Origin of the sequence: Streptomyces flaveolus (genome assembly GCF_044765825.1) — a bacterium.
In the GTDB taxonomy this organism is placed as follows: domain Bacteria; phylum Actinomycetota; class Actinomycetes; order Streptomycetales; family Streptomycetaceae; genus Streptomyces; species Streptomyces flaveolus.
Genome location: NZ_JBIWKU010000003.1, coordinates 179117 through 205198 on the forward strand (window position 1 = coordinate 179117; position 26082 = coordinate 205198).

Annotated in this window: 27 protein-coding genes; 14 read left to right on the forward strand and 13 right to left on the reverse strand. The window is 70.8% G+C overall.

Annotated elements, in window-relative coordinates:
- Nucleotides 1-29: 29 nt before the first annotated feature.
- Complete coding sequence (locus ACIRG6_RS10315) at nt 30-968, forward strand: amino acid ABC transporter permease (protein ID WP_350714679.1); 939 nt, start codon at nt 30-32, stop codon at nt 966-968.
- The gene (locus tag ACIRG6_RS10320; RefSeq protein ID WP_302898714.1) at nt 965-1738 is read left to right on the forward strand and encodes an amino acid ABC transporter ATP-binding protein; all 774 of its coding nucleotides are present in this window, start codon (nt 965-967) and stop codon (nt 1736-1738) included. The genes ACIRG6_RS10315 and ACIRG6_RS10320 overlap by 4 nt, the downstream gene beginning before the upstream one ends.
- 58 nt (nt 1739-1796) lie before the next feature.
- On the opposite strand, the gene ACIRG6_RS10325 is transcribed toward ACIRG6_RS10320, so the two are convergent.
- Nucleotides 1797-2567, reverse strand: coding sequence for a class I SAM-dependent methyltransferase (locus tag ACIRG6_RS10325; protein WP_318214388.1), 771 nt, complete (start codon nt 2565-2567; stop codon nt 1797-1799).
- 101 nt (nt 2568-2668) lie between these two features.
- Here ACIRG6_RS10325 and ACIRG6_RS10330 point away from each other — a divergent pair, with 101 nt between their 5' ends.
- Nucleotides 2669-3298 carry a CGNR zinc finger domain-containing protein gene (locus ACIRG6_RS10330; protein ID WP_350714674.1) on the forward strand — a complete coding sequence of 210 codons (630 nt, stop codon included), beginning with the start codon at nt 2669-2671 and terminating at the stop codon, nt 3296-3298.
- On the opposite strand, the gene sodX is transcribed toward ACIRG6_RS10330, so the two are convergent.
- Nucleotides 3202-3636, reverse strand: a complete 435-nt coding sequence (gene sodX, locus ACIRG6_RS10335) for a nickel-type superoxide dismutase maturation protease (RefSeq protein WP_364675744.1) — start codon at nt 3634-3636, stop codon at nt 3202-3204. The two genes, ACIRG6_RS10330 and sodX, sit on opposite strands and share 97 nt — an antisense overlap.
- A gap of 145 nt (nt 3637-3781) precedes the next feature.
- On the opposite strand from sodX, the gene sodN reads away from it, so the two are divergent.
- A complete protein-coding gene (gene sodN, locus ACIRG6_RS10340; RefSeq protein WP_077796552.1) occupies nt 3782-4177 on the forward strand; it encodes a superoxide dismutase, Ni in 396 nt (131 codons plus the stop codon).
- 128 nt (nt 4178-4305) lie between these two features.
- Here the strand turns inward: sodN and ACIRG6_RS10345 are convergent, their stop codons facing one another.
- The gene (locus tag ACIRG6_RS10345; RefSeq protein WP_364675747.1) at nt 4306-4890 is read right to left on the reverse strand and encodes a dihydrofolate reductase family protein; all 585 of its coding nucleotides are present in this window, start codon (nt 4888-4890) and stop codon (nt 4306-4308) included.
- Between the two features lie 108 nt (nt 4891-4998).
- Between ACIRG6_RS10345 and ACIRG6_RS10350 the strand changes: the two genes are divergently transcribed.
- The gene (locus tag ACIRG6_RS10350; RefSeq protein ID WP_318214384.1) at nt 4999-5589 is read left to right on the forward strand and encodes a TetR/AcrR family transcriptional regulator; all 591 of its coding nucleotides are present in this window, start codon (nt 4999-5001) and stop codon (nt 5587-5589) included.
- On the opposite strand, the gene ACIRG6_RS10355 is transcribed toward ACIRG6_RS10350, so the two are convergent.
- The 3 genes from ACIRG6_RS10355 to ACIRG6_RS10365 form a co-directional block, all read right to left on the reverse strand.
- On the reverse strand, nt 5586-6215 hold the full coding sequence (locus ACIRG6_RS10355; protein ID WP_364675750.1) for a GNAT family N-acetyltransferase: 630 nt from the start codon (nt 6213-6215) through the stop codon (nt 5586-5588). The genes ACIRG6_RS10350 and ACIRG6_RS10355 overlap by 4 nt on opposite strands.
- A 231-nt stretch (nt 6216-6446) precedes the next feature.
- Complete coding sequence (locus ACIRG6_RS10360) at nt 6447-7586, reverse strand: family 2 encapsulin nanocompartment cargo protein polyprenyl transferase (RefSeq protein ID WP_365021360.1); 1140 nt, start codon at nt 7584-7586, stop codon at nt 6447-6449.
- Between the two features lie 87 nt (nt 7587-7673).
- The gene (locus ACIRG6_RS10365) at nt 7674-9080 is read right to left on the reverse strand and encodes a family 2B encapsulin nanocompartment shell protein (RefSeq protein ID WP_318214381.1); all 1407 of its coding nucleotides are present in this window, start codon (nt 9078-9080) and stop codon (nt 7674-7676) included.
- A 306-nt stretch (nt 9081-9386) separates the two neighbouring features.
- Between ACIRG6_RS10365 and ACIRG6_RS10370 the strand changes: the two genes are divergently transcribed.
- Complete coding sequence (locus ACIRG6_RS10370) at nt 9387-9977, forward strand: N-acetylmuramoyl-L-alanine amidase (RefSeq protein WP_239762601.1); 591 nt, start codon at nt 9387-9389, stop codon at nt 9975-9977.
- Nucleotides 9978-10016: 39 nt separating this feature from the next.
- Nucleotides 10017-10925 (forward strand): 1-aminocyclopropane-1-carboxylate deaminase/D-cysteine desulfhydrase, encoded by a 909-nt coding sequence (locus ACIRG6_RS10375; RefSeq protein WP_403322025.1) that lies wholly within the window; start codon nt 10017-10019, stop codon nt 10923-10925.
- A 213-nt stretch (nt 10926-11138) separates the two neighbouring features.
- Here the strand turns inward: ACIRG6_RS10375 and ACIRG6_RS10380 are convergent, their stop codons facing one another.
- A complete protein-coding gene (locus tag ACIRG6_RS10380) occupies nt 11139-12734 on the reverse strand; it encodes a Na+/H+ antiporter (RefSeq protein WP_364675759.1) in 1596 nt (531 codons plus the stop codon).
- Nucleotides 12735-12795: 61 nt separating this feature from the next.
- On the opposite strand from ACIRG6_RS10380, the gene ACIRG6_RS10385 reads away from it, so the two are divergent.
- The 3 genes from ACIRG6_RS10385 to ACIRG6_RS10395 all read left to right on the forward strand — a co-directional run bounded on the left by ACIRG6_RS10385 (nt 12796) and on the right by ACIRG6_RS10395 (nt 14833).
- A complete protein-coding gene (locus ACIRG6_RS10385; protein ID WP_189228715.1) occupies nt 12796-13056 on the forward strand; it encodes a UBP-type zinc finger domain-containing protein in 261 nt (86 codons plus the stop codon).
- 260 nt (nt 13057-13316) lie between these two features.
- The gene (locus tag ACIRG6_RS10390) at nt 13317-13730 is read left to right on the forward strand and encodes an ATP-binding protein (protein ID WP_003973726.1); all 414 of its coding nucleotides are present in this window, start codon (nt 13317-13319) and stop codon (nt 13728-13730) included.
- A 17-nt stretch (nt 13731-13747) separates the two neighbouring features.
- Nucleotides 13748-14833 (forward strand): RNA polymerase sigma factor SigF, encoded by a 1086-nt coding sequence (locus tag ACIRG6_RS10395; RefSeq protein ID WP_350714653.1) that lies wholly within the window; start codon nt 13748-13750, stop codon nt 14831-14833.
- 22 nt (nt 14834-14855) lie between these two features.
- Here ACIRG6_RS10395 and ACIRG6_RS10400 read toward each other — a convergent pair whose 3' ends face one another.
- A complete protein-coding gene (locus ACIRG6_RS10400) occupies nt 14856-15308 on the reverse strand; it encodes a hypothetical protein (RefSeq protein ID WP_239762596.1) in 453 nt (150 codons plus the stop codon).
- A 116-nt stretch (nt 15309-15424) separates the two neighbouring features.
- On the opposite strand from ACIRG6_RS10400, the gene ACIRG6_RS10405 reads away from it, so the two are divergent.
- Nucleotides 15425-16393, forward strand: a complete 969-nt coding sequence (locus tag ACIRG6_RS10405) for a diacylglycerol/lipid kinase family protein (RefSeq protein WP_318214376.1) — start codon at nt 15425-15427, stop codon at nt 16391-16393.
- A gap of 319 nt (nt 16394-16712) precedes the next feature.
- Entirely contained in the window at nt 16713-16970 is a 258-nt protein-coding gene (locus tag ACIRG6_RS10410) for a WhiB family transcriptional regulator (RefSeq protein WP_003973730.1), read from the forward strand.
- Nucleotides 16971-17167: 197 nt separating this feature from the next.
- On the opposite strand, the gene ACIRG6_RS10415 is transcribed toward ACIRG6_RS10410, so the two are convergent.
- A complete protein-coding gene (locus ACIRG6_RS10415; protein WP_239764920.1) occupies nt 17168-18634 on the reverse strand; it encodes a sensor histidine kinase in 1467 nt (488 codons plus the stop codon).
- A 586-nt stretch (nt 18635-19220) separates the two neighbouring features.
- Between ACIRG6_RS10415 and nagB the strand changes: the two genes are divergently transcribed.
- Nucleotides 19221-20006, forward strand: coding sequence for a glucosamine-6-phosphate deaminase (gene nagB / locus ACIRG6_RS10420; RefSeq protein ID WP_077796539.1), 786 nt, complete (start codon nt 19221-19223; stop codon nt 20004-20006).
- A gap of 102 nt (nt 20007-20108) precedes the next feature.
- Here the strand turns inward: nagB and ACIRG6_RS10425 are convergent, their stop codons facing one another.
- The 4 genes from ACIRG6_RS10425 to ACIRG6_RS10440 form a co-directional block, all read right to left on the reverse strand.
- A complete protein-coding gene (locus ACIRG6_RS10425) occupies nt 20109-21599 on the reverse strand; it encodes a glycoside hydrolase family 3 protein (RefSeq protein ID WP_403322028.1) in 1491 nt (496 codons plus the stop codon).
- Nucleotides 21600-21608: 9 nt separating this feature from the next.
- Nucleotides 21609-22439, reverse strand: coding sequence for a carbohydrate ABC transporter permease (locus ACIRG6_RS10430; protein ID WP_239762588.1), 831 nt, complete (start codon nt 22437-22439; stop codon nt 21609-21611).
- Nucleotides 22436-23422: a carbohydrate ABC transporter permease gene (locus ACIRG6_RS10435; RefSeq protein ID WP_189228722.1), complete on the reverse strand. Its 987-nt coding sequence runs from the start codon at nt 23420-23422 to the stop codon at nt 22436-22438. The genes ACIRG6_RS10430 and ACIRG6_RS10435 overlap by 4 nt, the downstream gene beginning before the upstream one ends.
- 88 nt (nt 23423-23510) lie before the next feature.
- Nucleotides 23511-24791, reverse strand: a complete 1281-nt coding sequence (locus ACIRG6_RS10440; protein WP_239762587.1) for an extracellular solute-binding protein — start codon at nt 24789-24791, stop codon at nt 23511-23513.
- A gap of 453 nt (nt 24792-25244) precedes the next feature.
- Between ACIRG6_RS10440 and ACIRG6_RS10445 the strand changes: the two genes are divergently transcribed.
- A complete protein-coding gene (locus ACIRG6_RS10445) occupies nt 25245-26009 on the forward strand; it encodes a GntR family transcriptional regulator (RefSeq protein WP_239762586.1) in 765 nt (254 codons plus the stop codon).
- Nucleotides 26010-26082 lie beyond the last annotated feature (73 nt).

Genomic DNA, 26082 nt, shown 5'->3' on the forward strand with positions numbered 1-26082 from the left:
GTTCGACGCGGCTCTGAAAGGCTCCATCCGTGACTGTTGACGTCAACAAGACGACCGGTCCCGACGCGAGGCCCCCCGCCGGGCCGGAGGCCATCAAGGCCATTCCGGTCCGGCACCCGGGGCGGTACGTGTCCGCGGTCGTCGTGCTCGCCCTTCTGGGCTCGGTCGTCTACGCCTTCGCGCAAGGCAAGATCAACTGGGGCACGATCCCCGAATACTTCTTCGACGACCGCATTCTCGACGGCGTCTGGAACACCCTGGTCCTCACGGTGCTCTCGATGGCGATCGGCATCGCCGGCGGCATCCTGCTCGCCGTGATGAGGCTGTCGAAGAACCCGGTGACCTCGTCGGTGGCGTGGTTCTACATCTGGTTCTTCCGCGGCACACCGGTCCTGGTCCAGCTCTTCGTCTGGTTCAACCTGGGCCTGGTCTTCGAGTACATCAACCTGGGCCCGATCTACAAGGACTACTGGTCGTCCTTCATGACGCCGCTCCTGACGGCGCTGCTCGGCCTGGGTCTCAACGAGGCCGCGTACATGGCCGAGATCTGCCGTGCCGGTCTCCTCTCGGTCGACGAAGGACAGACCGAGGCGTCGCACGCCCTGGGCATGAGCCACACGAAGACGCTCCGCCGGATCGTGATCCCGCAGGCGATGCGGGTCATCGTGCCGCCGACGGGCAACGAGGTCATCAACATGCTGAAGACGACCTCGCTCGTCTCGGCAGTGCAGTTCTACGACCTGTTCAAGCAGGCCCAGGACATCGGCCAGAACGCCGGCTCCCCGGTCGAGATGTACTTCCTGGCCGCCGCCTGGTACCTGATCATGACCTCGATCCTGAGCGTCGGGCAGTACTACGTCGAGCGCTACTACGCCCGCGGTTCGAGCCGGTCCCTGCCGCCGACGCCGTTGCAGCGCCTCAGGGCCGCCGTTCTGCCCACGCGCCGTCCGAAGGGAGCCGCGGCATGAAGCAGTCCTCCCACGCCATGGTCAAGGCCGAGGGCGTGCACAAGTCCTTCGGCGCGGTCGAGGTCCTCAAGGGCATCGACCTGGAGGTGAAGCAGGGCGAGGTGTTCTGCCTCATCGGCCCCTCCGGTTCCGGCAAGTCGACCTTCCTGCGGTGCATCAACCACCTGGAGAAGATCAACGCCGGACGGCTGTACGTCGACGGGGACCTGGTCGGCTACCGCCAGAAGGGCGACAAGCTCTACGAGCTCAAGGACAGCGAGGTCGCCCTCAAGCGCCGGGACATCGGCATGGTCTTCCAGCGCTTCAACCTGTTCCCGCACATGACGGCCGTGGAGAACGTCATGGAGGCGCCGGTGCAGGTCAAGGGCGTCAGCAGGGCGCAGGCCAGGGAGCGCGCCCTGCAGCTCCTGGACCGCGTGGGCCTGGGCGACAAGTCCGGCAACTACCCCTCGCAGCTCTCCGGCGGCCAGCAGCAGCGGGTCGCGATCGCCCGGGCCCTCGCGATGGACCCGAAGCTGATGCTGTTCGACGAGCCGACCTCGGCCCTGGACCCGGAGCTGGTCGGTGACGTCCTGGACGTCATGCGCGACCTGGCCGAGTCCGGCATGACGATGGTCGTGGTCACCCACGAGATGGGCTTCGCCCGCGAGGTGGGCGACAGCCTGGTCTTCATGGACGGCGGCGTCGTGGTCGAGTCGGGCAACCCGCGCGACGTGCTGACCGACCCGCAGCACGAGCGGACCAAGTCGTTCCTGTCCAAGGTTCTCTGAGCGCACGCGCATGCCGAGGGGCGGTACGGATCTCCGTACCGCCCCTCGGCGCGTGCTCCTACTTCAGCGCCAGCAGCAGCGTGTCCGACGGGGAGCACCACACCGGCCGCACCTCACCGAAGCCCTTCTCGCGCAGCACGCGCGCGTGCCAGGCCGCCGAGGGCATGTCGCCGTCGGCGTGCTCGCCGTAGATCTCGAAGCGCCGGGCCGTGGGCTCGGCGAGGACGGGGTCCTTGGCGGCGAGCTGCCACCATTCGGCCCAGTCGAGGGCACCGTCCCGCCTGGCCTCCTCCATACGGGCGTGCCGCTGCGCGCGCTCGGCCGCGTTGATCCGGGGCGTGGTCTCGTCGATCATGTGGTCCGCGTTCATGAAGACACCGCCGTCGCGGACCAGCTCCGCGACCCGACCGTAGAGGGCGGCGAGGGGTTCGGCGTGGAACCAGTGCAGGGCCGTCGCGGTCAGGACGGCGTCGTAGGAGTCGTACGGCAGCTTCGCCGGCCAGTCGGGGTCCTTGAGGTCGGCGGTGACGAAGGAGACCCGGTCGTCGCCCGCGAAGGTGCCCTCGGCGATGGCGAGGAGCGCGGGGTCGAGATCCACGCCGGTGCTGACGGCATCCGGGAACCGGGCGAGCAGCCGGGCGGTGATGGTGCCGGTGCCGCAGGCGAGGTCGAGCACGCGGGGTGCGGGGCCGGTCAGGGTCTCGACCATATCGAGCATGATCCGGAAGCGTTCCTCGCGGTCCGGCATGTACCACTCCTGCTGCCGGTCCCAGCTCTCCTGCCAGGCGTTCCAGTCGGCAGTGGTGGTGGTGATCTCCGCGTCCGTCATCGAGCCCCTCCGTCACGTCGGCGTACGTAATACCCTGTAGGCACGATCAGCTGTTACCTGACCGCAGGCACGACCATAGAGCCCCTTCGTAAGGACTACAAGTGGAACTGGCCTATTACTCGGATTACGCCGTGCGTCTCGTCAACACCGAGGAACCGGCGCGGGGGCAGGACTCCCTGACCTCGGTCGAGGCCGTCCGCGAACTCTTCGGCGCCAACCAGTCGGCGGCCCGGCGGGCCACGGACTCGGACGTGACCCGGTTCCGGTCGGTACGGGGGCGGCTGCGCGCGGTCTTCGAGGCCGCCGACGAGGGCGACGAGACGCTCGCCGTGGACCTCCTCAACTCCCTGCTCCTGGAGTTCCCGGTGAGCCCGCAGATCTCCGGCCACGACCACCGCGACGACGACGGCCGCCCCCTGTGGCACATGCACCTGGCGGACCACCCGTCCAACGCGACCGCCGGTTTCGCCGCCATCGCCGCGATGGGCCTGGCCTTCCACCTCACCGAGTACGGCGTGGACCGCCTGGGCCTGTGCGAGGCGTCCCCCTGCCGCAACGCCTACCTGGACACCTCCACCAACCGCTCCCGGCGCTACTGCTCCGACCGCTGCGCCACCCGCGCCAACGTGGCGGCCTACCGCGCCCGCAAGCGCCTGGAGGCGGACCGGTCGGAGAGCACCGGCCTGAGCGCCGAGACGGCCCAGCGGACCACGGCGAGCGGCGAGCGCTGACCGGGCCGCCGCGGCCGGTACCGGAACCGCACCCTGCCCAGCACGAGGTCCTCGGGGACCGTCCCGTAGTCGGTGCTGTCGCCGCCGGCGAAGGCGTTGTCCCCGAGCACCCACCAGCCGGCCCCGCGCCGCTCCGCCGCCCGCTTGACGACCAGCAGGTCCTGCTGGAAGGGATGCCGCAGCACGACCACGTCACCGGGCCTGACCCTGGCCCCCCAGTGCACGAGGAGCAGATCCCCGTGGTGCAGCGTGGGCACCATCGACGGCCCGGTCACCTCGGCCGGCCCGAACGGCAGCGGCCCTCTCGCCCGCTCGGACTCCTGCGACAGCTCCGGCATCACCCGGCACCTCCCCGGTCTTTCCTCCACCAGTCTCAGTCTCACCCCGGACTTTTGTCCTAAGCCCACGGGGGCACTCGCGAAAACGGGCCTCCCAGGGAGTAATGTCCCCCCTGAGAAGACGATCACGAGGAAGGAACGCTCCATGCTTTCCCGCCTGTTTGCCCCCAAGGTCACGGTCAGCGCCCACTGCGACCTGCCCTGCGGCGTGTACGACCCGGCCCAGGCCCGCATCGAGGCGGAGTCGGTGAAGGCCGTCCAGGAGAAGATGGCCGGCAACGACGACCCGCACTTCCAGGCGCGTGCCACGGTCATCAAGGAGCAGCGCGCCGAGCTCGCGAAGCACCACGTCTCCGTGCTGTGGAGCGACTACTTCAAGCCCCCGCACTTCGAGAAGTACCCGGAGCTGCACCAGCTGGTCAACGACACCCTGAAGGCCCTCTCGGCCGCCAAGGCGTCGACCGACCCGGCCACCGGCCAGAAGGCGCTGGACTACATCGCCCAGATCGACAAGATCTTCTGGGAGACCAAGAAGGCCTGACGTCCGGTCAGTCTCTCCGCACGCCTGCGATCGGTGCACCATCGCAGGCCGACGGACAGCCCGAAGGGGCCCTGCCGCCAACGCGGCCGGGCCCCTTCGGTGCGTGGTACCGCTCCCCGGGAGGCGGCTCAGCGCTTCCTGCCGTAGGTACGCACCAGGACACCGTTTCCGAACGCCCGTACCGAATCCAGCGCGAACCGGGAGACCTCGAAGCCGGAGCCGAACATCGGCATGCCGGTGCCCAGCACGACGGGGTACGTCTTGATGACCAGCTCGTCGATCTCGTCGATCAGCTCGCCGGCGACGGCGGAACCACCGCACAGGTAGATGCCGAGGGGGCTGTCCCCCGCCTTCAGCTCGCGGACCCTGCCGACCAGGTCCGTCGAGATGATCTCGACCTTCGGGTCGGGTGACGGGACGAGCGTGCGCGAGGCGACGTACTCCCGCAGATGGGCGTAAGGGCTGGTGATGCCCTCCTTCAGGGCCAGGTCGTAGCTGGCCCGCCCCTGGACGACCGTGTCGAACCGCTTGTTCGGCAGGTCGTCGAGACCGAGAGCCCGGCGGCCGTGCGTCGCCATCGTCTCCGGATACTCCGCTGTCAGGAACGCGAGGAACTCCTCGTCGACGAACGGCATCATGAAGGACGCGTCGCCGTCCGGGCCTCCGATGAAGCCGTCGATCGAGCAGGCGACGAAGTACGTGAGCTTGCGCAAGTGGTCTCTTTCCGTCGGGAGGAGAAGAAGTCCGGAACGTTAACCACTTCAGTTATAGTGCTTCATGTGTAGAGGTTGCAAGGGGTCGAGCAAGAGAAGAGGTTCCACATGGTCAGCAATCCGGAGCGGCGCGCCGCCCTGGTCGACGCGGGCGTCGAGGTGCTGGCCCGCGAGGGGGCACGCGGGCTGACGTTCCGCGCGGTGGACACCGAGGCGGGCGTGCCCGTGGGCACCGCGTCCAACTACTTCACCGGTCGCGACGATCTGCTGCGCCAGATCGACACCCGGCTGCACCAGCGGCTCGCGCCCGATCCCGAGGTGGTGGCGGAACTGCTGACGAGGCCGAAGGACCGCTCCCTGGTCACCGCCTTCATGCACGACCTGATGGGCCGGGCGACCCGTGACCGCACCGGCTACCTGGCCCTGCTGGAGATGCGGCTGGAGGCCACCCGGCGCCCCGGACTGCTCGCCTCGTACACCCGCTCGGTGCGGGGCGACCTTGAGGAGGGCATGGAGTTCCACCGGGCGGCGGGCCTGCCCGGCGGTGACGAGACCGTCGTCGTGCTCTATCTCGCGATGCTGGGGCTGATCCTGGAGCACCTGACCCTGCCGGACGTCCTGAACGGCGTACTGCCCACGGTGGACGTCCCGGACGCTCTGGTGGAACGGATCGTGGCGACGGTGGTGCCGGAGGCCTAGCGGGCCCCCTGCCGCGGCTCGCGCCACATGGGCCACATCCGGGGGCCGTCCGGCAGGTCCAGGGCGCGGCCGGTGAACTCGAAGCCGAGGCGTTCGTACAGCCCCCGGCTGCGGGCGCTGCTCGCCTCCAGATAGGCCGGCAGCTCCTCGCGGTCGCAGCGGTCGAGGACCGACTCGATGAGCGCGGTGCCCAGGCCCTCGCCCTGCCGCCCCGGGGCCACGCCGATCATCCACAGGTACGCGTGGGCACGGCCGGAGGGGTGGATGCCCTCCGTCAGCCTGGCTATCCGCTCGACGCGCGCGTTGTCCGGGTCCACCGCCTCGCGCACCTGGGCGGGTCCGTCGGCGCCCGCCTCGTCGGTCTCGCCGCCGTGCCCGTCGTCGTGCCCGTCCTCGGACACGGACAGCCACAGCGCGCAGGCCGCGCCGTCCTCGGTGATGTCGATCCACCCGTCCGCGAGTACGGCGTCGGTGAAGGCGGCCATGAGCCGGCGGTGGGTCCTGCGGCGGTACTCCTCGCCGGGGAAGACCCAGCGGCTCACCGGGTCGTCCTGGAAAGCCTCGTCCAGCAGCCGCACGACCAGTTCCCGGTCGCCCTCCCCCGCCGTCCGGATCGCCACACCCATGTCCCGCCCGCCCCTTCGCCTCAACAGCGCCCACGCGTACGGCGGTTGAGCCTATCGGCAGGCATCCGAGGAGGGTGAACGGTGTTCCGGGCGGTACGCGGTGGGGTGGCGGGCCCCGCACACCGTGGGGAAGTGCGGGACCCGCCGTACCGGAGCCCTCGGCGGTGCGGTCGCACGGCGGTCAGGTGCCGAACGCTGCACGGGCTCCGGGGTCTTGCGCGGCCGTGGCCGTCAGGTGCTGCGCCGGGTCACGAACTCGGCCAGCGCGAGCAGGCCGCCCGCCGCCTCCGGCTCGGGCACCGCGCGGGCCAGCTCCTGCATGGCCCGCGCCATCCGGTCGGCCGCCTGGGCCTGCGCCCAGTCCCGGCCGCCCGCCCGCTCCACGGCCAGTGCCGTGTGCTCCAGATCCTCCTTGTCCTCCGCATACGGTGCCGCGTACAGCTCGGCGAACGCGGCGGCCTCCGGGGTGCCGGCGGCCAGGGCGGCGACCACCGGCAGTGACTTCTTGCGGGCTGCGAGGTCCGCGCCGGCCGGTTTCCCGGTGTGGCCCGGGTCGCCCCATATGCCGATGACGTCGTCGATGAGCTGGAAGGCCAGGCCGGCCTCGCGGCCGAAGGCGTCCAGCGCCTGCACGTCCTCGTCGGCGGCGCCGGCGTACAGCGCGCCGAGGGCGCAGGCGCACCCCAGCAGCGCGCCGGTCTTCGCCTCGGCCATCGCGAGCGTCTCGCCGAGGGTGACCTCGTGCGGGCCGCGCCGCTCCATGGCGGTGTCCACCTGCTGCCCCTCGCACAGCTCCATGACGCAGTCCGCCAGCCGGGTGGCCGCCGCGGCGGACGCCGGATGCGGGTCCGTCGCCAGCAACCGCAGGGCCAGCGCGTGGAGGGCGTCCCCCGCGAGGATCGCGTCGGCGTCGCCGAACACGGCCCAGGCGGTCGCCCGGTGACGGCGGGTGGCGTCCCGGTCCATCACGTCGTCGTGCAGCAACGTGAAGTTGTGGACCAGCTCCACCGCCGCAGCCGCCCGCACCGCCGCCGCCCGGGCCCCGGCCCCGCCGAGCGCGGCGGCCGAGGTGAGAACGAGGGCGGGGCGGATCGCCTTGCCCGCGTTCCCGGAGGCGGGCGTGCCGTCCGCGTGCTGCCAGCCGAAGTGGTAGAGCGCGACCCGGCGCATGGCGGCGGGGAGCGACGCGATGGCGGACCGCAGTTCGGGATCGACCGAGGCCCGGGACCGGCGCAGGAGCTCCGCCGCCTCGTGCCCGTCGGACACGGGTGCCGCCGGCTCCTTGCCGCGCTGCCCGCCGATGGCCCCGTGCCGTTCCAGGATGCCGGTGGGGTGAGGCGTCTCGGCGGCGCCGTGCCCAGCCTCCGTCATCGGCTCACCTCCCCCATGCGTCCGTCTGCGTACCCCCGGGGTGTACCCGCCCGGGCGGGCGGGGACACGGCGTTCGGAAGACAGGCGTCACCGCCAGCGGCCGATCTCGACGTTCTCCAGGACGCCGAGCGCATCGGGCACGAGGACCGCGGCCGAGTAGTAGGCCGTGACCAGGTACTTGATGATGGCCTGTTCGTTGATGCCCATGAACCGCACCGACAGACTCGGCTCGATCTCGTCCGGAATGCCGGTGGCCCGCAGACCGATGACGCCCTGGTCCGCCTCGCCGGTACGCATCGCGATGATCGAGGATGTACGGGCCTCGCTGACCGGGATCTTGTTGCAGGGGTAGATGGGCACACCGCGCCAGGTCGGGATGCGGTTGCCGGCGATGTCGATCGTCTCGGGAACCAGTCCGCGCTTGTTGAGCTCACGTCCGATGGCGGCGATCGCCCGCGGGTGGGCGAGGAGCAGCTTGGTGCCGCGCCGGCGGCTGAGCAGCTCGTCCAGGTCGTCCGGGCCGGGCACGCCGTCGTGCGGCTGGATCCGCTGGTCGTACTCGCAGTTGTGCAGCAGCCCGAACTCGCGGTTGTTGATGAGCTCGTGCTCCTGGCGCTCCTTCAGCGCCTCGACGGTCAGGCGGATCTGCTGCTCCGTCTGGTTCATCGGCTGGTTGTAGAGATCGGCCACGCGCGAGTGGATGCGCAGCACGGTCTGGGCGACGCTCAGCTCGTACTCGCGGGGCCGCGCCTCGTAGTCGACGAAGGTGTGCGGGATGTCCGGCTCGCCGCTGTGGCCGGCCGCGAGGTCGATGGCCTTCTCGCCGTGCTTGTTGGTGCGCTGCTCGGGGATCGAGCGCTGCTGCTGGAGGTGTTCGCGCAGGGTGTCCGCGCGCTCCGCGACCTGCTCCACCTCCTGGCGGGGCAGCACCAGCACCGTGCAGGCGGTGACCGTGCGGGCGGTGTACTCCCAGATGGCGTCCCCGTCGAGCAGCGCCTGGTCGCCGAAGTAGGCGCCGTCGGCGAGGACTCCGAGGACCGCGTCGTCGCCGTACGGGCCGGTGCCGATCTTCTCGACCTTGCCGTGCGCAAGCAGATAGACCTCGTCGGCCTGACCGCCGAACGAGGCGATCACCTCTCCCGGGCCGAACTCCCGCTGCTCACAGCGCTGGGCGAGTTCGGACAGGACCTCCTCGTCCTCGTACGACCGCAGGGCCGGCAGCTCGCCCAGCTCCGCGGGGATGACCTCGACGCGGTCGCCGGTCTTCACGAACGTCACCCGGCCGTCGCCGACGGCGAAGGTCATGCGCCGGTTCACCCGGTACGTGCCGCCCTGGATGTCCACCCAGGGGAGCGTGCGCAGCAGCCAGCGCGAGCTGATCTCCTGCATCTGAGGTACGGACTTGGTCGTGGTGGCCAGGTTCCGCGCGGCCGCCGTGCCGAGGCTCTGCTGCGGCCTGGTCTGCTCGGTGCGGACCTCTTCGCCTACCGACATAAGGAATTGCCCTCCCGGTCGTGCCGGACGCCTGCGCCCGGCATCGATGTGCGGGGACCAGCCTTGCTCACGGAGCGTGCCGGTGCTATTACCCGAAAGAGCGGGAATGGATCACCGTCCGCCGGGGCAGGAAGAGGGGTTCGCGCGGCCGCCCGGGGCCGGGCCCTGCCGTCACCCCGGGGCCAACATTGTCCGGATCGGCTCGCACACGGCCCGAACGAGTCATAGGGACGGCTCCGTTTCGGTACAAGCACCGTACGAGGCGGTCGCGCCCGGCGGTCGTCGCGCAGCGTGAAGGAGTCGGCCATGGCCTCACCCATGTCCGCGGGCAGTTTCCTCAAGGCCCTGAAGGCGGAGGGACTCAGCGTCGTCGAGGTCGGCGACTGGCGGCACCACAACCGCAACCACAAGGGCCCGTGGGGCCCCGTCCACGGCGTGATGATCCACCACACGGTCACCCAGGGCAGCGCGCGGACCGTGGACATCTGCCGCAAGGGCTACGAGGGGCTGCCGGGGCCGCTGTGCCACGGGGTCGTCACCAAGGACGGCAAGGTCCACCTGGTCGGCTACGGCCGGGCCAACCACGCCGGGCTGGGTGACGACGACGTCCTGCGCGCGGTGATCGCGGAGAAGGCGCTGCCCCGGGACAACGAGGCGAACACCGACGGCAACCGGCACTTCTACGGCTTCGAGTGCGAGAACCTGGGCGACGGCGAGGACCCGTGGCCGGCGGCACAGCTGGAGGCGATCGAGCGGGCCGCCGCCGCGGTCTGCCGCCATCACGGGTGGACGGAACGTTCCGTCATCGGCCACCTCGAGTGGCAGCCGGGGAAGGTGGACCCGAGGGGGTTCACGATGGCGTCGATGCGGGCGCGGATCCGGGACCGGCTGAAGTGACCGCGGACGCCGTGCGCGGAGCGGCGTGACAATGGCGCGGTGACCAGCACCGACCCCGCCGACCTCGCCGCCCTGCGCCCCCGGCTGCCCTCGCCGTTGCAGGAGGCTGTGGACGACCGGTTCGAGCGGCGCGGGGTGCGGCTGCTGCTGAAGCGCGACGATCTGATCCACCCGGACCTGGTCGGCAACAAATGGCGCAAACTCGCGCCGAATCTCGCCACGGCGCACGGTCGTACCGTCGTCACCTTCGGGGGCGCGTACTCCAACCACCTGCGCGCCACGGCCGCCGCGGGCCGGCTGCTCGGGCTGCCGACGGTCGGCGTGGTGCGCGGCCAGGAGCTGGCCGGGCGGCCCCTGAACCCCTCCCTGGCCCGCTGCGTGGCCGACGGCATGCGGCTGCACTTCACCGACCGCTCGACGTACCGCCGCAAGGCCGAGCCCGGGACCCTGGCGGCCCTGCTGCGGGCGGCGGGCACCGAGGACGCGGTCGTGGTCCCCGAGGGCGGCAGCAACGCCGCGGCCGTCCGCGGCTGCCGGGCCCTCGGCGAGGAGCTGGCCGGGCACGCCGATGTCGTCGCGCTCGCCTGCGGCACCGGCGGCACGCTCGCCGGGCTGGCCGCCGGACTCCCCCGGGACCGGCGGACGCTCGGGATACCCGTGCTCAAGGGCGGCTTCATGGCCGACGAGGTGCGACGGCTCCAGCAGCGGGCCTTCGGCGGGCCGCGCGGCACCTGGAGCCTCGACGACCGCTTCCACTGCGGCGGCTATGCCCGCACCACCCCAGAGCTCGACTCGTTCGCCGCGGACTTCGAACGACGCCACGGCCTGCCCGTCGAGCGCGTGTACGTCGCGAAGATGCTGTACGCCCTGCTCACGCTGGCCGAGGAGGGGGCCTTCCCGCGGGGAACGACCCTCGCGGCGGTCGTCACCGGCCGCCCCTTCCCCTGAGACCGGTCCAGCACCTGTCCGGCGGATCGTGCCGCGGACGTGCGGTCCGGCACACCCTCCCCCTGCCCGAGGGGCGTGGGCGCTGTCCCCGGCGGCGTTGCGTCAGTCGCCCGCTCCCCCACGCTCGCACGGACTCGCGGGGGCCCATCCCCCCGGCACACCGGCGCCGGTCCGGGGCTGCGGCTCCTCCACGCCTCGATCCGCCGGACGGCCCTACGCGGCCTCCCGGTACGCCGCCGCCTCCTCCAGGTCCAGGCGGCGCAGCAGCGTCCGCAGCATCTCGTCGTCGATGTACCGGCCGTCCCGCAGCCGGACGAACACCTCGCGCTCCGCGCTGATCATCTCCCGGGACAGCCGCCGGTAGGTGTCGTCGATGGTCTCGCCGGTGACGGGGTTGGCCTGCCCGAGGCGTTCCCACACGGCGTTGCGGCGGCGCTCCAGGACCGTGCGCAGGCGCTCGGCCAGGGGCGCCGGCAGGGCGTTGCGCTCGTCGGCGAGCAGGTCGTCCAGGCACTGTTCGGCGGCCCGGGAGGCCTGCGCCTGGGCGTTGGCCTCCGCGAGCGTCTCGGCCTGCACGTCGCGCGGCGGGAACTTCAGCAGGCGGATCAGGGGCGGCAGGGTCACGCCCTGCACGACCAGGGTGCCGATGACCGTGGTGAAGGTCAGGAACAGGATGAGGTTGCGCTCGGGGAAGGGCGCGCCGCCGTGCACGGTGAGCGGGATGGAGAAGGCGATGGCCAGCGAGACCACGCCCCGCATCCCGGCCCAGCTGATCACGAACGGCCCCTTCCAGCCGGGGTCCTCCTCGCGCGCGCGGATGCGTGCCGACAGCATCCGCGGCAGGAGGGTCGCCGGGTACACCCAGACGAAACGGGCCGCGGCGACGACGAGGAAGACGGCGACCGCGTACCAGGCGGCGTCGGCGCCCTCGTACGCGCCGAGGCCCTTGAGGACCACGGGCAGCTGGAGACCGATCAGCGCGAACACGGCGGACTCCAGGACGAAGGCGACCATCTTCCACACCGCCTCCTCCTGGAGCCGGGTGGCGAAATCGACCTCCCACGATCGGTGGCCGAGGTAGAGCGCGACGACCACCACCGCCAGCACCCCGGAGGCGTGCACCTGCTCGGCGACCGCGTACGCGACGAACGGGATCAGCAGGGAGAGCGTGTTCTGCGGCAGCGCGTCCTTCACGTGCGTGCGCAGCCAGTGGATGGGCACCATCAGCACCAGCCCGACGCCGACACCGCCGACCGCGGCGATCAGGAACTCGCCGATCCCGCCCGCCCAGGTGGCGCCCTCGCCGACCGCCGCCGCGAGGGCGACCTTGTAGGCGGTGATCGCGGTGGCGTCGTTCACCAGGGACTCTCCCTGGAGGATGGTGGTGATCCGGGACGGCAGCCCCACCCGGCGCGCGACCGCCGTGGCCGCGACCGCGTCCGGCGGGGCCACCACCGCGCCGAGCACCAGCGCGGCGGTCAGCGGCAGCCCCGGCACGATCAGGTAGGCGGCGTAGCCGACCACGAAGGTCGCGAAGAGCACGTACCCCACGGACAGCAGCGCCACCGGCCGCAGCTGGGCCCGCAGGTCGAGGTAGGAGCTGTCGGTGGCCGCCGTGTACAGCAGCGGGGGCAGCAGCAGGGGCAGGACCACGTGCGGGTCCAGGGTGTACTCGGGCACCCCGGGCACGTAGCTGACCGCCAGACCGGCCGCGACCAGTAGCAGCGGCGCCGGCACGGGGGTGCGCCGGCCCGCCGCGGCGATCGCGGCACTCCCCGCCACCAGCAACAGCAGCGGCATCACGTCCATGGTCCTCGCCCACCCTTTTTCTCCGCGCGGTCATCCGCACGCCCGTCGTAACCTGGCAATCATGAAACAGTGCACGCACGCCGACGCGCTGCCGCACCCGGAGCCGAAGCCGCTGGGCGACACCTGCCCGGAATGTCTTGCCGAGGGGACGGATCCGGTGCAGCTGAGGCTGTGTCTCACCTGCGGCCACGTCGGTTGCTGCGACTCCTCGCCGAGGCAGCACGCGACGGCGCACCACAAGGAGACCGGCCACCCCGTGATGCGGACCTTCGAGCCCGGGGAGACCTGGCGCTGGTGCTTCGTGGATCACGTCCTCGTGTGACCCTGGTACGACTGCGCCGGGGGACGGTTCGACCGTCCGGCGCCTGGGTACGTCAACCCGGCGCGCGCTCTCCCGATTTGGGCCCGCCGAACCCCTAGCCACTGTGCGTGTTCATGTGTTTACTATGAGTGACAGCAAGGGGTTGGGGTCTCGGGGACAGGAAAGTTCGGAGCGCGATAACGTCACCGCTGAACCACGTGTCGCGTTACCCCCGGGGCGACCCCCGGCCCTGTAACGCTTGTACCACCTTGGAGGTGAGGGTGTCCCAGATCGCAGGCGAGCCCGCGACCCAGGACTTCGTGGAAGTCCGGCTGCCGGCCGCGGGTGCCTACCTGTCGGTGCTGCGTACGGCGACGGCCGGCCTCGCAGCCCGCTTGGACTTCACCCTCGACGAGATCGAGGACCTGCGCATCGCAGTGGACGAGGCCTGCGCGATCCTGCTGCAGCAGGCCGTGCCCGGCTCGGTGCTCAGTTGTGTCTTCCGCCTCGTCGACGACTCGCTCGAAGTCACTGTCTCGGCGCCGACCACGGACGGTCACGCCCCCTCACGGGACACCTTCGCCTGGACCGTCCTGTCCGCTCTCGCGGGCAAGGTCTCCTCCGCCGTGGACGAGGACAAAACCGTTTCGATCAGCCTCTACAAACAGCGCGGCGCGGGACCCGGGCCGACGTGAGGAACGGGGACGGGCCGGTGCGGGACGAAGAGCGCGGCACACGAGAGCTGTCGGCCGAGGGCGCACGTTCTGAGAACGAGGCCCCACGCATGACGGACGGCATCGACGGCATTCCCGAGCAGGCCCGGCAGCACCCGGAGGACGACGCCCCTCCGGGGGCCGGGAGCGGGGGCGGTGCCGTGCGGAGCGCGCCCACGGCCGGGCGGACCGGGGGCACGCCCGCCCGGCCCGGCCGAGCGGAGGCGAGGGCTCGGGAAAGGGCGACGGGCGGGACGATGAGCGAGCACGAGCGACACTCCGACGACCGGGCGCCGGGCGCGCGCGGCACCCAGGGCACACGGCACGACCCGCAGGACCGCAGCGGGGCGCGGGCCCTGTTCCTGGAGCTGCGCACGCTGACGAAGGACACCCCCGAGTACGCGGAACTGCGCAACCGGCTGGTCCGCATGCACCTGCCGCTCGTCGAGCACCTCGCGCGCCGCTTCCGCAACCGGGGCGAGCCCCTGGACGACCTCACGCAGGTAGCCACCATCGGGCTGATCAAGTCCGTCGACCGCTTCGACCCGGACCGCGGGGTGGAGTTCTCCACCTACGCGACGCCTACGGTCGTCGGCGAGATCAAGCGGCACTTCCGGGACAAGGGCTGGGCGGTGCGCGTCCCGCGCCGGCTGCAGGAGCTGCGGCTGGCCCTGACGACGGCCACGGCGGAGCTCTCGCAGCTGCACGGCCGCTCCCCCACGGTCCACGAGCTCGCCGAGAAGCTGGCGATCTCGGAGGAGGAGGTCCTGGAGGGCCTGGAGTCCGCCAACGCGTACTCCACGCTGTCCCTGGACGTCCCGGACACCGACGACGAGTCGCCGGCGGTCGCGGACACCCTCGGCGCCGAGGACGAGGCGCTGGAGGGCGTCGAGTACCGGGAGTCGCTCAAGCCGCTGCTGGAGGACCTGCCGCCGCGCGAGAAGCGGATCCTGCTGCTGCGTTTCTTCGGCAACATGACCCAGTCGCAGATCGCGCAGGAGGTCGGGATCTCCCAGATGCACGTGTCGCGGCTGCTGGCGCGCACGCTGGCGCAGTTGCGGGAGAAGCTGCTGGTCGAGGAGTAGTCCTCGGCGCCGGTCGCGCCGGTTACTTCTCGACGCGGCCGGGTCCGCGGATGCCGAGGGCCCGGGTCGTCGTGGGGTTCACGAGCAGGACCAGCGCCGTGACGGACACCACGGCGAGCACGATCCCCGCCGGGATGGCCACACTGTCGGCCTGAAGCAGGTTGTAGGCCACCGGCAGGGCCATGATCTGCGTGATCACGGCGGGTCCCCGGCTCCAGCCGCGCCGGCCGAGCAGCCCGCGCGCGGCGAGCAGCGGCAGCAGGGCGAGGACGATCAGGGTGACGCCGCCGGTGACGGCCGAGGTCCGGTCGTCGGGCTGCCCCGTGAGCCCCTCCACGAGCATCCAGGCGCCGCCGACGACGAGCGCCAGCCCCTCCAGCGCGGCGAGCGCGGCCGCGACGGTCAGCCGGCCGGGTCGAGGGCCCGCCTCTTCGGCGGCTTCGGCTTCGGGGGTGGGGTTCTGCTCACTGCTCACCCCTGAAGGGTAGCCCGCACGATGCCGGTGTCCGCGGCCCGGTCCCGCGCCGGTCTCTTACCTGATCCCTACCTCGGTCTGGGCCGGGGTACCGCCCAGTAGGTACCCTGCACACCATGCGTGCACTTCTCGTGGTCAACCCGGCGGCAACCACCACGAGCGCGCGCACGCGCGACGTGCTGATCCACGCGCTCGCGAGCGAGATGAAGCTGGAGGCGGTCACCACCGAGTACCGCGGCCACGCGCGCGACCTCGGCCGGCAGGCCGCGCTGAGCGACGACATCGATCTCGTGGTGGCCCTCGGCGGCGACGGCACGGTCAACGAGGTCGTCAACGGCCTGCTGCACGCCGGCCCCGCCCCGGAGCACCTGCCCGGTCTGGCGGTCGTCCCCGGCGGTTCCACCAACGTCTTCGCCCGCGCCCTCGGCCTGCCCAACCACGCGGTGGAGGCCACCGGCGCCCTGCTGGACGCGCTGCGCGAGGGCAGCGAACGGACCGTCGGTCTGGGACTGGCCTCCGGCACGCCGGGCTCGGAGGACGAGTCCGTGCCGGCCCGCTGGTTCACCTTCAACGCCGGACTCGGCTTCGACGCCGGTGTGGTCGGCCGGGTCGAGCAGCACCGCGAACAGGGCAAGAAATCCACACACGCTCTCTACGTCCGCCAGGTGGTGCGCCAGCTCATCGGTGAGCCGCACCGCCGCAGCGGCACCATCACGCTGGAACGCGCCGGTGAGGACCCGGTCACCGATCTGGTGCTGTCCATAGTCTCGAACACGTGCCCGTGGACGTTCCTCGGGAACCGTCCGATCTACGCGTCGCCCGAGGCGTCGTTCGACACCGGGCTCGACGTGTTCGGTCTCAGCCGGCTGTCGACGGCCGCGGTTGCCCGGTATGGCACCCAGTTGCTCACTTCGTCCCCCGAGCGCGGCCCCCGCGGCAAGCACGCCGTCACCCTGCACGATCTGAGTGACTTCACCTTGCATTCGAAGGTGCCCCTGCCCCTCCAGATGGACGGTGACCATCTGGGGCTGCGGACGAGCGTGACGTTCACAGGCGTACGCCGTGCACTGCGTGTGATTGTGTGAGCAGAACCGGCGAAAGTCCTTTCACTCGAACGTTTAGGCCAGGGTCCACCCCATAGAAGTACGGCTGTGACCTAGTCGACACCGAAGAATCAAAAAAAACTTTCCGGAAGGGGTTGTATCCACCGCCGAGGTTTGCGAGTCTCTTCTTGGCGATCGGGACGGCCCGCAACACCAGCCTCCACAGATCACCGGAACCCCTCTTCAAACCCAAGGACCACGCCGGGAACCTGGCGGTAGGCCCTTCCCTTGTTGAGGGATTCGTGAAAGCGTTCACATTCACAAGCACCCTGCACAGTCATACCAAGGAGAGGTAGCAGCCATGGACTGGCGTCACCGCGCCGTTTGCCGCGAGGAAGACCCCGAGCTCTTCTTCCCCATCGGCAACACCGGTCCCGCGCTGCTGCAGATCGAGGAAGCCAAGGCCGTCTGCCGTCGCTGCCCTGTCATGGAGCAGTGCCTGCAGTGGGCGCTCGAGTCCGGTCAGGACTCCGGCGTCTGGGGTGGTCTCAGCGAGGACGAGCGCCGCGCGATGAAGCGCCGTGCCGCCCGCAACCGGGCTCGTCAGGCCTCCGCCTGACCAGTCACCCCTGCTGACAGCCTGAGCTTGGCGGCGCGTACAGCGAGTACGCAACTCCCGCCCCCGAGCCGCAGCGCGCAGTACCCCCGATGCTCCGCATCGCATGAGCACTGGCCTCGGACCTTCACCGGTCCGGGGCTTTTTGCTGTCCCCGGCCGGTATCCCCGGTCCTGCTTCCGCCCTCTCCCCCGCCGCTCCTACTTCTGCGCCGGCACCGGGATGTCCAGGATCACGCTGGTGCCGCGCTCGGGGGCCGGGACCATGTCGAAGGTGCCGCCCAGTTCACCCTCGACCAGCGTGCGGACGATCTGCAGCCCGAGATTGCCGGAGCGGTGCGGGTCGAAGTCCTCGGGCAGGCCGACCCCGTCGTCCTGGACGGTGACCAGCAGCCGTGCCTCCTTCGTCGTCCCCCCGCGCACCGCGGAGACCTCGACCGTGCCGGTGTCCCCCTCGCGGAAGCCGTGCTCCAGCGCGTTCTGCAGGACCTCGGTCAGCACCATCGACAGCGGTGTGGCCACCTCGGCGTCCAGGATGCCGAAGCGGCCGGTGCGCCGGCCGGTCACCTTGCCGGGCGAGATCTCGGCGACCATCGCCAGCACACGGTCGGCGATCTCGTCGAACTCCACGCGCTCGTCCAGGTTCTGAGACAGCGTCTCATGCACGATCGCGATCGAACCGACCCGGCGTACCGCCTCCTCCAGCGCTTCGCGGCCGCGCTCGGACTCGATGCGCCGGGCCTGGAGCCGGAGCAGGGCCGCCACCGTCTGGAGGTTGTTCTTCACCCGGTGGTGGATCTCCCGGATGGTGGCGTCCTTGGTGATCAACTCTCGCTCACGGCGGCGCAGTTCCGTGACGTCGCGCAGCAGCACCAGCGAACCGATGCGCGTGCCCTTGGGTTTGAGCGGGATGGCGCGGAACTGGATCACCCCGTCGTGCGCCTCGATCTCGAACTCGCGCGGCGCCCAGCCGCTGGCCACCTTGGCGAGCGCCTCGTCCACCGGGCCGCGGGACGGGGCGAGTTCGGCCGTGGTCCGGCCCAGGTGGTGGCCGACCAGGTCGGCGGCGAGGCCCATCCGGTGGTAGGCCGACAGCGCGTTCGGGGAGGCGTACTGGACGATGCCGTCCCCGTCGACGCGGATCAGGCCGTCGCCGACGCGGGGCGAGGCGTCCATGTCGACCTGCTGGTTCTCGAACGGGAAGGCTCCGGCGGCGATCATCTGCGCGAGGTCCGAGGCGCTCTGCAGGTAGGTGAGCTCCAGACGGCTCGGCGTGCGCACGGTGAGGAGGTTGGTGTTGCGGGCGATGACGCCGAGGACGCGGCCCTGGCGCCGTACGGGGATGGATTCGACGCGGACCGGGACCTCCTCGCGCCACTCCGGGTCGCCCTCGCGCACGATCCGGCCCTCGTCCAGGGCGACGTCCAGCATGGGGCGCCGCCCGCGCGGGACGAGGTGGCCGACCATGTCGTCCTGGTACGAGGTCGGGCCGGTGTTGGGCCGCATCTGGGCGACGGACACGTACCGGGTGCCGTCGCGGGTGGGGACCCACAGGACCAGGTCGGCGAAGGAGAGGTCGGAGAGGAGCTGCCACTCCGAGACCAGCAGGTGGAGCCACTCGAGGTCGGAGTCGTCGAGGGCGGTGTGCTGGCGTACGAGTTCGTTCATGGAGGGCACGTGGCCGAGCGTACCTGGCGGTACGGACAGCGATCGAAATCGGCCAGATTCCGCCGCGTCCGGGGCCCGGAAACACCCGCGGGCCGCGGCGCCTGGGAGGGACCCTCAACCCTCCCGGCACCGCAGCCCGGAGCAACATCGGCCGTGGGGTGTGCGGTCCCGGTCGGCCGAAGGATGAGGAGCCGGGGCAGTCAGGGCAGAGAGCTCCGGTTCCTCGGTCCGCCCTCCTGTGCGGGGAAGGCGGAAGTCCGACGTCCATCTCGCATGAGTGTCGCGGCCAGTGTCTCGGTGACCATTGTGGACTAGACCACTAGCCATGTCCATGCGGTGGACGGTCTTTGCAGTTGTCGTGTTCCGACGGCCACCCGGGCATCCGGGCGGTCGCCTGAAGCCTAACCCTGTTGGCTCACGAGCGGGGCCGGACGGCCGGGGCAATTTCCGCGCGCACGTCGGCACGCGTCCGGGTCCGGCCGCCGTTTCGACACGCCTCCGGGACCCTCCTCTGTTAGATTGGTCTAAACCACACAGCCAGTCCCGGGCACCGGGTGGGTCCCTTACTTCGAAACGGCAGGCAAGCGTGGAAGTTGTCATCGTTCCCGACGCCAGGGCGGGCGGCGAGCTCATTGCCGAGGCCATGGCGCAGCTGCTCCGGCGCAAGCCCGACGCCCTGCTCGGGGTCGCCACCGGCTCGACGCCGCTGCCCGTGTACGAGGCACTGGCGGCCCGGGTGCGCGCGGGCTCCGTGGACACCGCGCGGGCACGGATCGCCCAGCTCGACGAGTACGTGGGGCTGCCGGCGGAACACCCGGAGTCGTACCGCTCGGTGCTGCGGCGCGAGGTGCTCGAACCGCTCGGGATCAGCATGGACGCGTTCATGGGCCCGGACGGCACGGCCGCCGACGTGCAGGCCGCCTGCGAGGCGTACGACCGCGCGCTCGGCGAGGCCGGCGGGGTGGACCTCCAGCTCCTGGGCATCGGGACCGACGGGCACATCGGGTTCAACGAGCCGTGCTCCTCGCTCGCCTCGCGGACCCGGATCAAGACGCTGACCGAGCAGACCCGCGTCGACAACGCGCGGTTCTTCGACGGCGACATCGAGCAGGTCCCGCACCACGTGATCACGCAGGGCATCGGCACCATCCTGGAGGCCCGGCACCTGGTGCTGCTGGCCACCGGCGAGGGCAAGGCGGACGCGGTCGCCGCGAGCGTGGAGGGCCCGGTCGCGGCCGTGTGCCCGGCCTCGGCGCTGCAGCTGCACCCGCACGCCACGGTCGTCGTCGACGAGGCCGCCGCGAGCAAGCTGAAGCTCGCCGACTACTTCCGGCACACCTACGCCCACAAGCCCGACTGGCAGGGCATCTGACCGACAGGTCCGCGCACACCCCCTGCGGGCCCGAAGGCAGAAGGCGCCGCACCCCCCGATCGGAGGGTGCGGCGCCTTCGTCGTGACGGCCGGATGCTCGGGTCAGACGCCCGCGACGACCTCCGCCGCCGCCAGGCCGCAGACGCGGGCCGCGCCGTGGGTGGCCACGTGCAGGGCGCCGCGGGGCTCGGCGCCGGGGACGCCCATCTCGACCACGACGGTGTCGGGCCGGGCCGCCAGCAGTGTGTCGAGGGCCGCCGCCATCCAGGGGTGGCGGTGCTCGTCGCGGACGACCGCCACGACGCGGCGCGAGCCGGCCGCCGCCAGCACCTGGTCCCCGGCGTCCGCTCCGGCGAAGCTGCCGGTCTCGGTGCCGGGGAGCAGGCGGCCCAGCTCGGCGGCGACGCCCCAGGGGGTCTCGTCGCCGACCGCGATGTTGGCGACGGGGGTGAGCGCGGCGACGTACGGCGGTTCGGTGAGGGGGGTGAAGCCCTCGGCGCCGGTGAGGCGCAGGGCGCGGCGGGCGGCGCGCAGGCCCACGTCGCCGTCGGCGGTCACGGACCGCGAGGCGTCCGCCCGGGCCGCCGCCGTCCAGCGGGCCAGGGCACGCACCCGCTCGGCCGCGTCGGCCAGGCGTTCCTCGGGCAGCTCGCCCGAGCGGACCGCCTCCACCAGGGCGTCGCGCAGTCGTCGTACGGTCTCCTCGTCGGCCAGGCCGCCGCCCACGCAGATCGCGTCGGCGCCGGCCGCGACGGCCAGCACGCTGCCGCGTTCGATGCCGTAGGTGCCCGCGATGGCCCGCATCTCCATGCCGTCGGTGACGATCAGACCGTCGTAGCCCAGCTCGCCGCGGAGCAGGTCGGTCAGGATGCGGCGGGACAACGTTGCCGGACGGTCCGGGTCCAGGGCCGGGACCAGGATGTGGGCGCTCATCACCGCGCGGCTGCCGGCGGCGATGGCCGCGCGGAAGGGCACCAGGTCGCGCTCGGCCAGCACCGAGGCGTCCACGTCGATGCGCGGCAGGGCGTGGTGGGAGTCGACGGCGGTGTCGCCGTGGCCCGGGAAGTGCTTGGTGCAGGCGGCCACGCCCGCCGACTGCAGCCCGGTGACGTAGGCCGCGGTGTGCCGGGCGACCAGGTCGGTGCCGGCGCCGAAGGAGCGCACGCCGATGACCGGGTTGCCGGGGTTGGAGTTGACGTCGGCGGACGGGGCCCAGTTCAGGTTGACGCCGCAGGCGGCGAGGCGGCGGCCCAGTTCCGCGGCGACCTGCCGGGTGAGCCCCACGTCGTCCACCGCGCCGAGGGCGAGGTTGCCGGGGAAGGAGGAGCCGGTGCGCACCTCGAGGCGGGTGACGTCGCCGCCCTCCTCGTCGATGGCGACCAGCACGTCCTCGCGCTCGGCGCGCAGCTGGGCGGTGAGGGCGGCCAGCTGCTCGTCCGAGGCGATGTTGCGCCCGAAGAGGCCGACGGAGGCCAGGCCCTCGCCGAGGCGGCGCAGCACCCAGTCGGGGGCGGTGGTGCCGGTGAAACCGGGCTGGAGGACGGTCAGCGCGTCGCGTGTGAGCGTGTCGGTGCCGCTGGCGATTGTCGTCATCGGATGGCGTTATCCCTTCACGGCGCCGGCGGTCAGGCCGCTGACGGCCTTGCGCTGCAGGAAGACGAAGAGGATCAGGATCGGGACGGCGAAGAGGGAGGAGGCGGCCATGGTCGCACCCCAGTTGTCGCCGAAGACCGTCTGGAAGCTGGTCAGCCACAGCGGCAGGGTCTGGGACTCCGCCTCCTTGTTGACGACCAGGACGAGGGGGAGCTCGTTCCAGGCGGTGATGAAGCCGAACATCGAGGTGGACATCAGGCCCGGGGCGAGCAGCGGCAGGATGACCAGGCGGAACGACTGGGCGCGGGTGCAGCCGTCGACCATCGCGGACTCCTCCAGCTCCTTCGGCACGGCGGCGACGAAGCCGCGCAGCGTCAGGATGGTGAAGGGCAGGATCATCATCATGTAGAAGAGCGTGAGCGGGACGAGGCTGTTCAGCATCGACGCGTCGCGCACGATCATGTAGATGGCGATGACCATGACTTCCCAGGGCGCCATCTGGGCGAGCATGAAGCCGACGATGAAGCCGCGCCGCCCCTTGAACCGCATCCGCGCCAGGGCGAAGGCCCCGGCCAGCGCGATGATCAGCGAGAAGACGACCGCGCAGACGGTGACGATGAGCGAGTTGGTGACGTAGGTCCAGAAGTGGTCGGCGTCGACCGCGGTCCTGAAGTGCTCGAAGGTGATGTCGGTCGGGAACCAGACCGGGTCCTCCGAGATGATGTCGCCGGTCGGCTTGAAGGCCGTGGCGAACATCCAGTAGACGGGGAAGACGAGGCCGATGAACAGGACGACGGCCGTGACGTTGGGCCACAGGCGGCCGAAGAGTGAGCGCTTCACAGCTCGTCCTCCTCTTGCTTGAGCACGATCCTGAGGTAGTAGGCGGTCAGGCCGAGCAGGATCAGGATGGTCAGGACCGCGATCGCGGCGCCCATGCCGTAGTGCTGGTTGCCGACACCCTCGATGTAGGCGTAGACGGGCAGGATCTCGGTGAGACGGTCGGGGCCGCCGCCGTTGAACGTGTAGACCTGGACGAACGCCTTGAAGATCCAGATGATCTCCAGGAAGGTCGTCGCGTAGAGGAACGGGCGCAGGAACGGCAGGGTGACCGTGGTGAAGCTGCGCCAGACGCCGGCCCCGTCGAGGGAGGCGGCCTCGTAGAGCTCGCCGGGGATGGTGGTGGTCGCGGCGTAGAGGTTGATCGCGACGAACGGGACGGACATCCAGACGATCAGCACGGTGACGACGAAGAAGGTCGACATCTGGCTGCCGGTCCAGCTGAAGTCGGCCATGGAGTGCCAGCCGAGCTTGTCCAGGACCCAGTTGACGACGCCGAAGCGCTGGGCGAAGAGCCACTGGTAGACGGTGGTCGCGGCGACCACCGGCATCGCCCACGCCAGCACCAGGCCGATCATCAGCACGAACCGCATCACCCTGCCGAGGCGGGCGAGCAGCAGGCCGATCAGGCCGCCCAGCACCATGGTGAGGACGACGTTGACCGCGGTGAAGAGGATCGAGCGGACGGTGACCCGCCAGAAGTCCTCGCCGGTGAGGACCTCCTTGTAGTTGTCGACGCCGGTCCACTCGGTGACGTGCTGGATCAGCTGCGCCATGTTGAGGTTCTGGAAGGACAGCAGGCCGTCCTTCAGCAGCGGCCAGCCGAGCAGCAGCACAGTGGCCGCGCAGGCCGGCAGCAGCAACAGGTACGGGACGAGCGCGCCGGCGCGGGACGCGGCTCTCGGTTTCGCCTGGCCGGTGTTCCCGCCGTCCGCCTTGCGGACGTCCGACGGGCCTCGGGGCGGCCGTTCGGTCTGCACGGTCATGCTCGCGGTCTCTCTTCTTCTCGACCTGTCCAACTCAAGCCGGGGCGGGGGCCGTCGTGTGCCAGCCCCCGCCCCGGCTCACCCGGTGTTACTGCTGCTGCGCCAGGCGCTTGTTGAACTCGCCTTCGACCTGCTTGGCGGCCTCGGCGGGGGACTTCCCCTTCAGCACGGCCGTCAGGTAGGTCTTGATCGGGTTGGGGTCGTTCTCGACCGCGGCCCACTCCGGGATCAGCGGCGTGGTGTCACCGCCCGCGGCGGCCGGCGCGGCGGCCTCGGCGGCGGCGTTGCCCTGCAGGTTGCCCTGCAGCGACTCCTTGTTCGGGATGACGCCGTTGGCCTTGGCCAGCGCACCCTCGTACTTGTCGGAGAGCGCGAGCTTCAGGAACTCCTTGGCCAGCTCCTGCTTCTTGCTGCCCGCGGCGACGGCCAGGTTGGAGCCGCCGAGGAAGACGCCCTCGGGCTTGCCGGCCGTGGCACCGGGGATGGTGAAGTAGCCGAGGTCCTTCTCGATCGCCGGGTTGGCGGTGATCGCCGTGCCGGCCTCCCAGCCCATGCCGATGATGGCGCCGGTCTTGCCCTTGGCGAAGATCTCACCCTGCTGCGGGGTGGCCTCGTCCTTGTCCTTGGGCGCCTTGGACAGGGCCTGGAACTTCTTGTAGGTCTCGGTGGCGGCGGCGACCTTCGGGTCGTCCAGGTTGGAGACGTACTTGTCCCCGTCCTTCTTGACCAGCTCGGCGCCCTCACCGATGGCCAGGCCCACGAAGTGGTACCAGTTCTGGCCGGGCAGGTAGATCGGCTCGGCGTCGGTCTTCTCGCCGATCGTCTTGAGGTCGTTGTAGAACTCGTCGCGGGTCTTGGGCGTGTCCTTGATGCCCGCGTCCGCCCAGATCTTCTTGTTGTAGATGACCACGCGGTTGACCACGAACCACGGGGCCGCGTACTGCTTGCCGTCGAAGACGGCGGACTTGTTGAGGGACTCGGACCAGTCGGCGCCGAGCCCGCTCTTGAGATCGCTCAGGTCCGCCAGGCCGCCGGTCTTGGCGTAGGCCGGGGTCTGGGTGTTGCCGATCTCGAAGACGTCGGGCGGGTTCTCCTCGGAGAGGGCGGTGGTCAGCTTCTGCTGGATACCGTTCCACTTCTGGATCTCGAACTTGACCTTGGCCTTGGTCTTCGCCTCGAACTCCTTGGCGAGGTCCGACTGCCACTGGTCGGGCGAGGAACCGTCCATCACCCACACGGTGAGCGTCTGGCCGGCGTAGCCGTCCGCCCCGGCCTTCTTGCCGTCGTCGCCGCCGTCGTCGCCCCCGCACGCCGCGATCGAGACCATCATGCCCGCGATACCGATCGCGGCTATCAGCTTGCGCTTCACGCCACCCTCCTCAGGGATGCCACAAAACCCCCCTGCCTCCCCGCGGTTGCTCGTCGACGCGGACCGCCCATGGGGCCGGGACCTGGACCAATGGTGTAGACCAGTACGGGGAGCTTGGCCCAGACCAATAGGGCTGTCAAGGGTGTTCAAGCACCCTCCGGGCGTCCGTGATGCGACCGAGATATGCAGGGACCTTTCATTGCGCAAGCGACACATCGGACGGACCGGTGCCGGGTGTACCACCGCCCCACGGCGCGGCGCCGGCACCGGCCGGACGGCACGTACCAATGACCTCGGGCGGCGCGGTGGACTAGACCAACGGGGACCTCGGAGGTATACAGAAGGGATCACGGAGCGTGCGGGATCCTCCCGGCACCAACCCGTGCCACGATGTGAGCCGTGGCCGATAGGGGATGTCGGTCGCTTCGGCACCCGGAGCCGGGAAGGCAGAGCATGAGCACCGACGTCAGCAGTGCGGAGAACGAGGGTGGGGCGACCGTCCGTACCGCGCGCGTGCCCAAGTACTACCGACTGAAGAAGCACCTGCTCGACATGACCCGGACACAGGCGCCGGGCACGCCGGTCCCGCCCGAGCGCACGCTGGCCGCGGAGTTCGACACCTCGCGCACCACCGTGCGCCAGGCCCTGCAGGAGCTGGTCGTCGAGGGCCGCCTAGAGCGCATCCAGGGCAAGGGCACCTTCGTCGCCAAGCCCAAGGTGTCGCAGGCGCTGCAACTCACCTCGTACACCGAGGACATGCGGGCGCAGGGCCTCGAGCCCACCTCGCAGCTGCTGGACATCGGCTACATCACCGCCGACGAACGGCTCGCCGGGCTGCTGGACATCACGGCGGGCGGGCGGGTGCTGCGCATCGAGCGGCTGCGCATGGCCAACGGCGAGCCCATGGCCATCGAGACGACCCATCTGTCGGCGAAGCGCTTCCCCGCCCTGCGCAGGTCGCTGGTGAAGTACACGTCCCTCTACACGGCCCTCGCCGAGGTGTACGACGTCCATCTCGCCGAGGCCGAGGAGACCATCGAGACCTCGCTGGCGACCCCGCGCGAGGCCGGCCTGCTCGGCACCGACGTCGGCCTGCCGATGCTGATGCTCTCCCGGCACTCGCTGGACCGGACGGGCCAGCCGGTGGAGTGGGTCCGGTCGGTGTACCGGGGCGACCGCTACAAGTTCGTGGCTCGCCTCAAGCGTCCCCAGGACTAGGGCCTGTCGTTCCCGCGCGGCACGCGACATTGCGGTTGAGGACCGATATACGGACGAGGTCTTCCGCTCTCTT

Coding starts and splice junctions, on each gene's coding strand:
- ACIRG6_RS10365 (WP_318214381.1), bottom strand. CDS start 9,080: ATGTCGGTAGGCGAAGAGGTCCGCACCGAGCAGACCAGGCCGCAGCAG.
- ACIRG6_RS10435 (WP_189228722.1), bottom strand. CDS start 23,422: ATGACCGTGCAGACCGAACGGCCGCCCCGAGGCCCGTCGGACGTCCGC.
- ACIRG6_RS10320 (WP_302898714.1), top strand. CDS start 965: ATGAAGCAGTCCTCCCACGCCATGGTCAAGGCCGAGGGCGTGCACAAG.
- sodX (WP_364675744.1), bottom strand. CDS start 3,636: ATGCCGGAGCTGTCGCAGGAGTCCGAGCGGGCGAGAGGGCCGCTGCCG.
- ACIRG6_RS10445 (WP_239762586.1), top strand. CDS start 25,245: ATGAGCACCGACGTCAGCAGTGCGGAGAACGAGGGTGGGGCGACCGTC.
- ACIRG6_RS10415 (WP_239764920.1), bottom strand. CDS start 18,634: ATGAACGAACTCGTACGCCAGCACACCGCCCTCGACGACTCCGACCTC.
- ACIRG6_RS10325 (WP_318214388.1), bottom strand. CDS start 2,567: ATGACGGACGCGGAGATCACCACCACCACTGCCGACTGGAACGCCTGG.
- sodN (WP_077796552.1), top strand. CDS start 3,782: ATGCTTTCCCGCCTGTTTGCCCCCAAGGTCACGGTCAGCGCCCACTGC.
- ACIRG6_RS10370 (WP_239762601.1), top strand. CDS start 9,387: ATGGCCTCACCCATGTCCGCGGGCAGTTTCCTCAAGGCCCTGAAGGCG.
- ACIRG6_RS10360 (WP_365021360.1), bottom strand. CDS start 7,586: ATGACGGAGGCTGGGCACGGCGCCGCCGAGACGCCTCACCCCACCGGC.
- ACIRG6_RS10350 (WP_318214384.1), top strand. CDS start 4,999: ATGGTCAGCAATCCGGAGCGGCGCGCCGCCCTGGTCGACGCGGGCGTC.
- ACIRG6_RS10355 (WP_364675750.1), bottom strand. CDS start 6,215: ATGGGTGTGGCGATCCGGACGGCGGGGGAGGGCGACCGGGAACTGGTC.
- ACIRG6_RS10410 (WP_003973730.1), top strand. CDS start 16,713: ATGGACTGGCGTCACCGCGCCGTTTGCCGCGAGGAAGACCCCGAGCTC.
- ACIRG6_RS10385 (WP_189228715.1), top strand. CDS start 12,796: ATGAAACAGTGCACGCACGCCGACGCGCTGCCGCACCCGGAGCCGAAG.
- ACIRG6_RS10380 (WP_364675759.1), bottom strand. CDS start 12,734: ATGGACGTGATGCCGCTGCTGTTGCTGGTGGCGGGGAGTGCCGCGATC.
- ACIRG6_RS10425 (WP_403322028.1), bottom strand. CDS start 21,599: ATGACGACAATCGCCAGCGGCACCGACACGCTCACACGCGACGCGCTG.
- ACIRG6_RS10405 (WP_318214376.1), top strand. CDS start 15,425: ATGCGTGCACTTCTCGTGGTCAACCCGGCGGCAACCACCACGAGCGCG.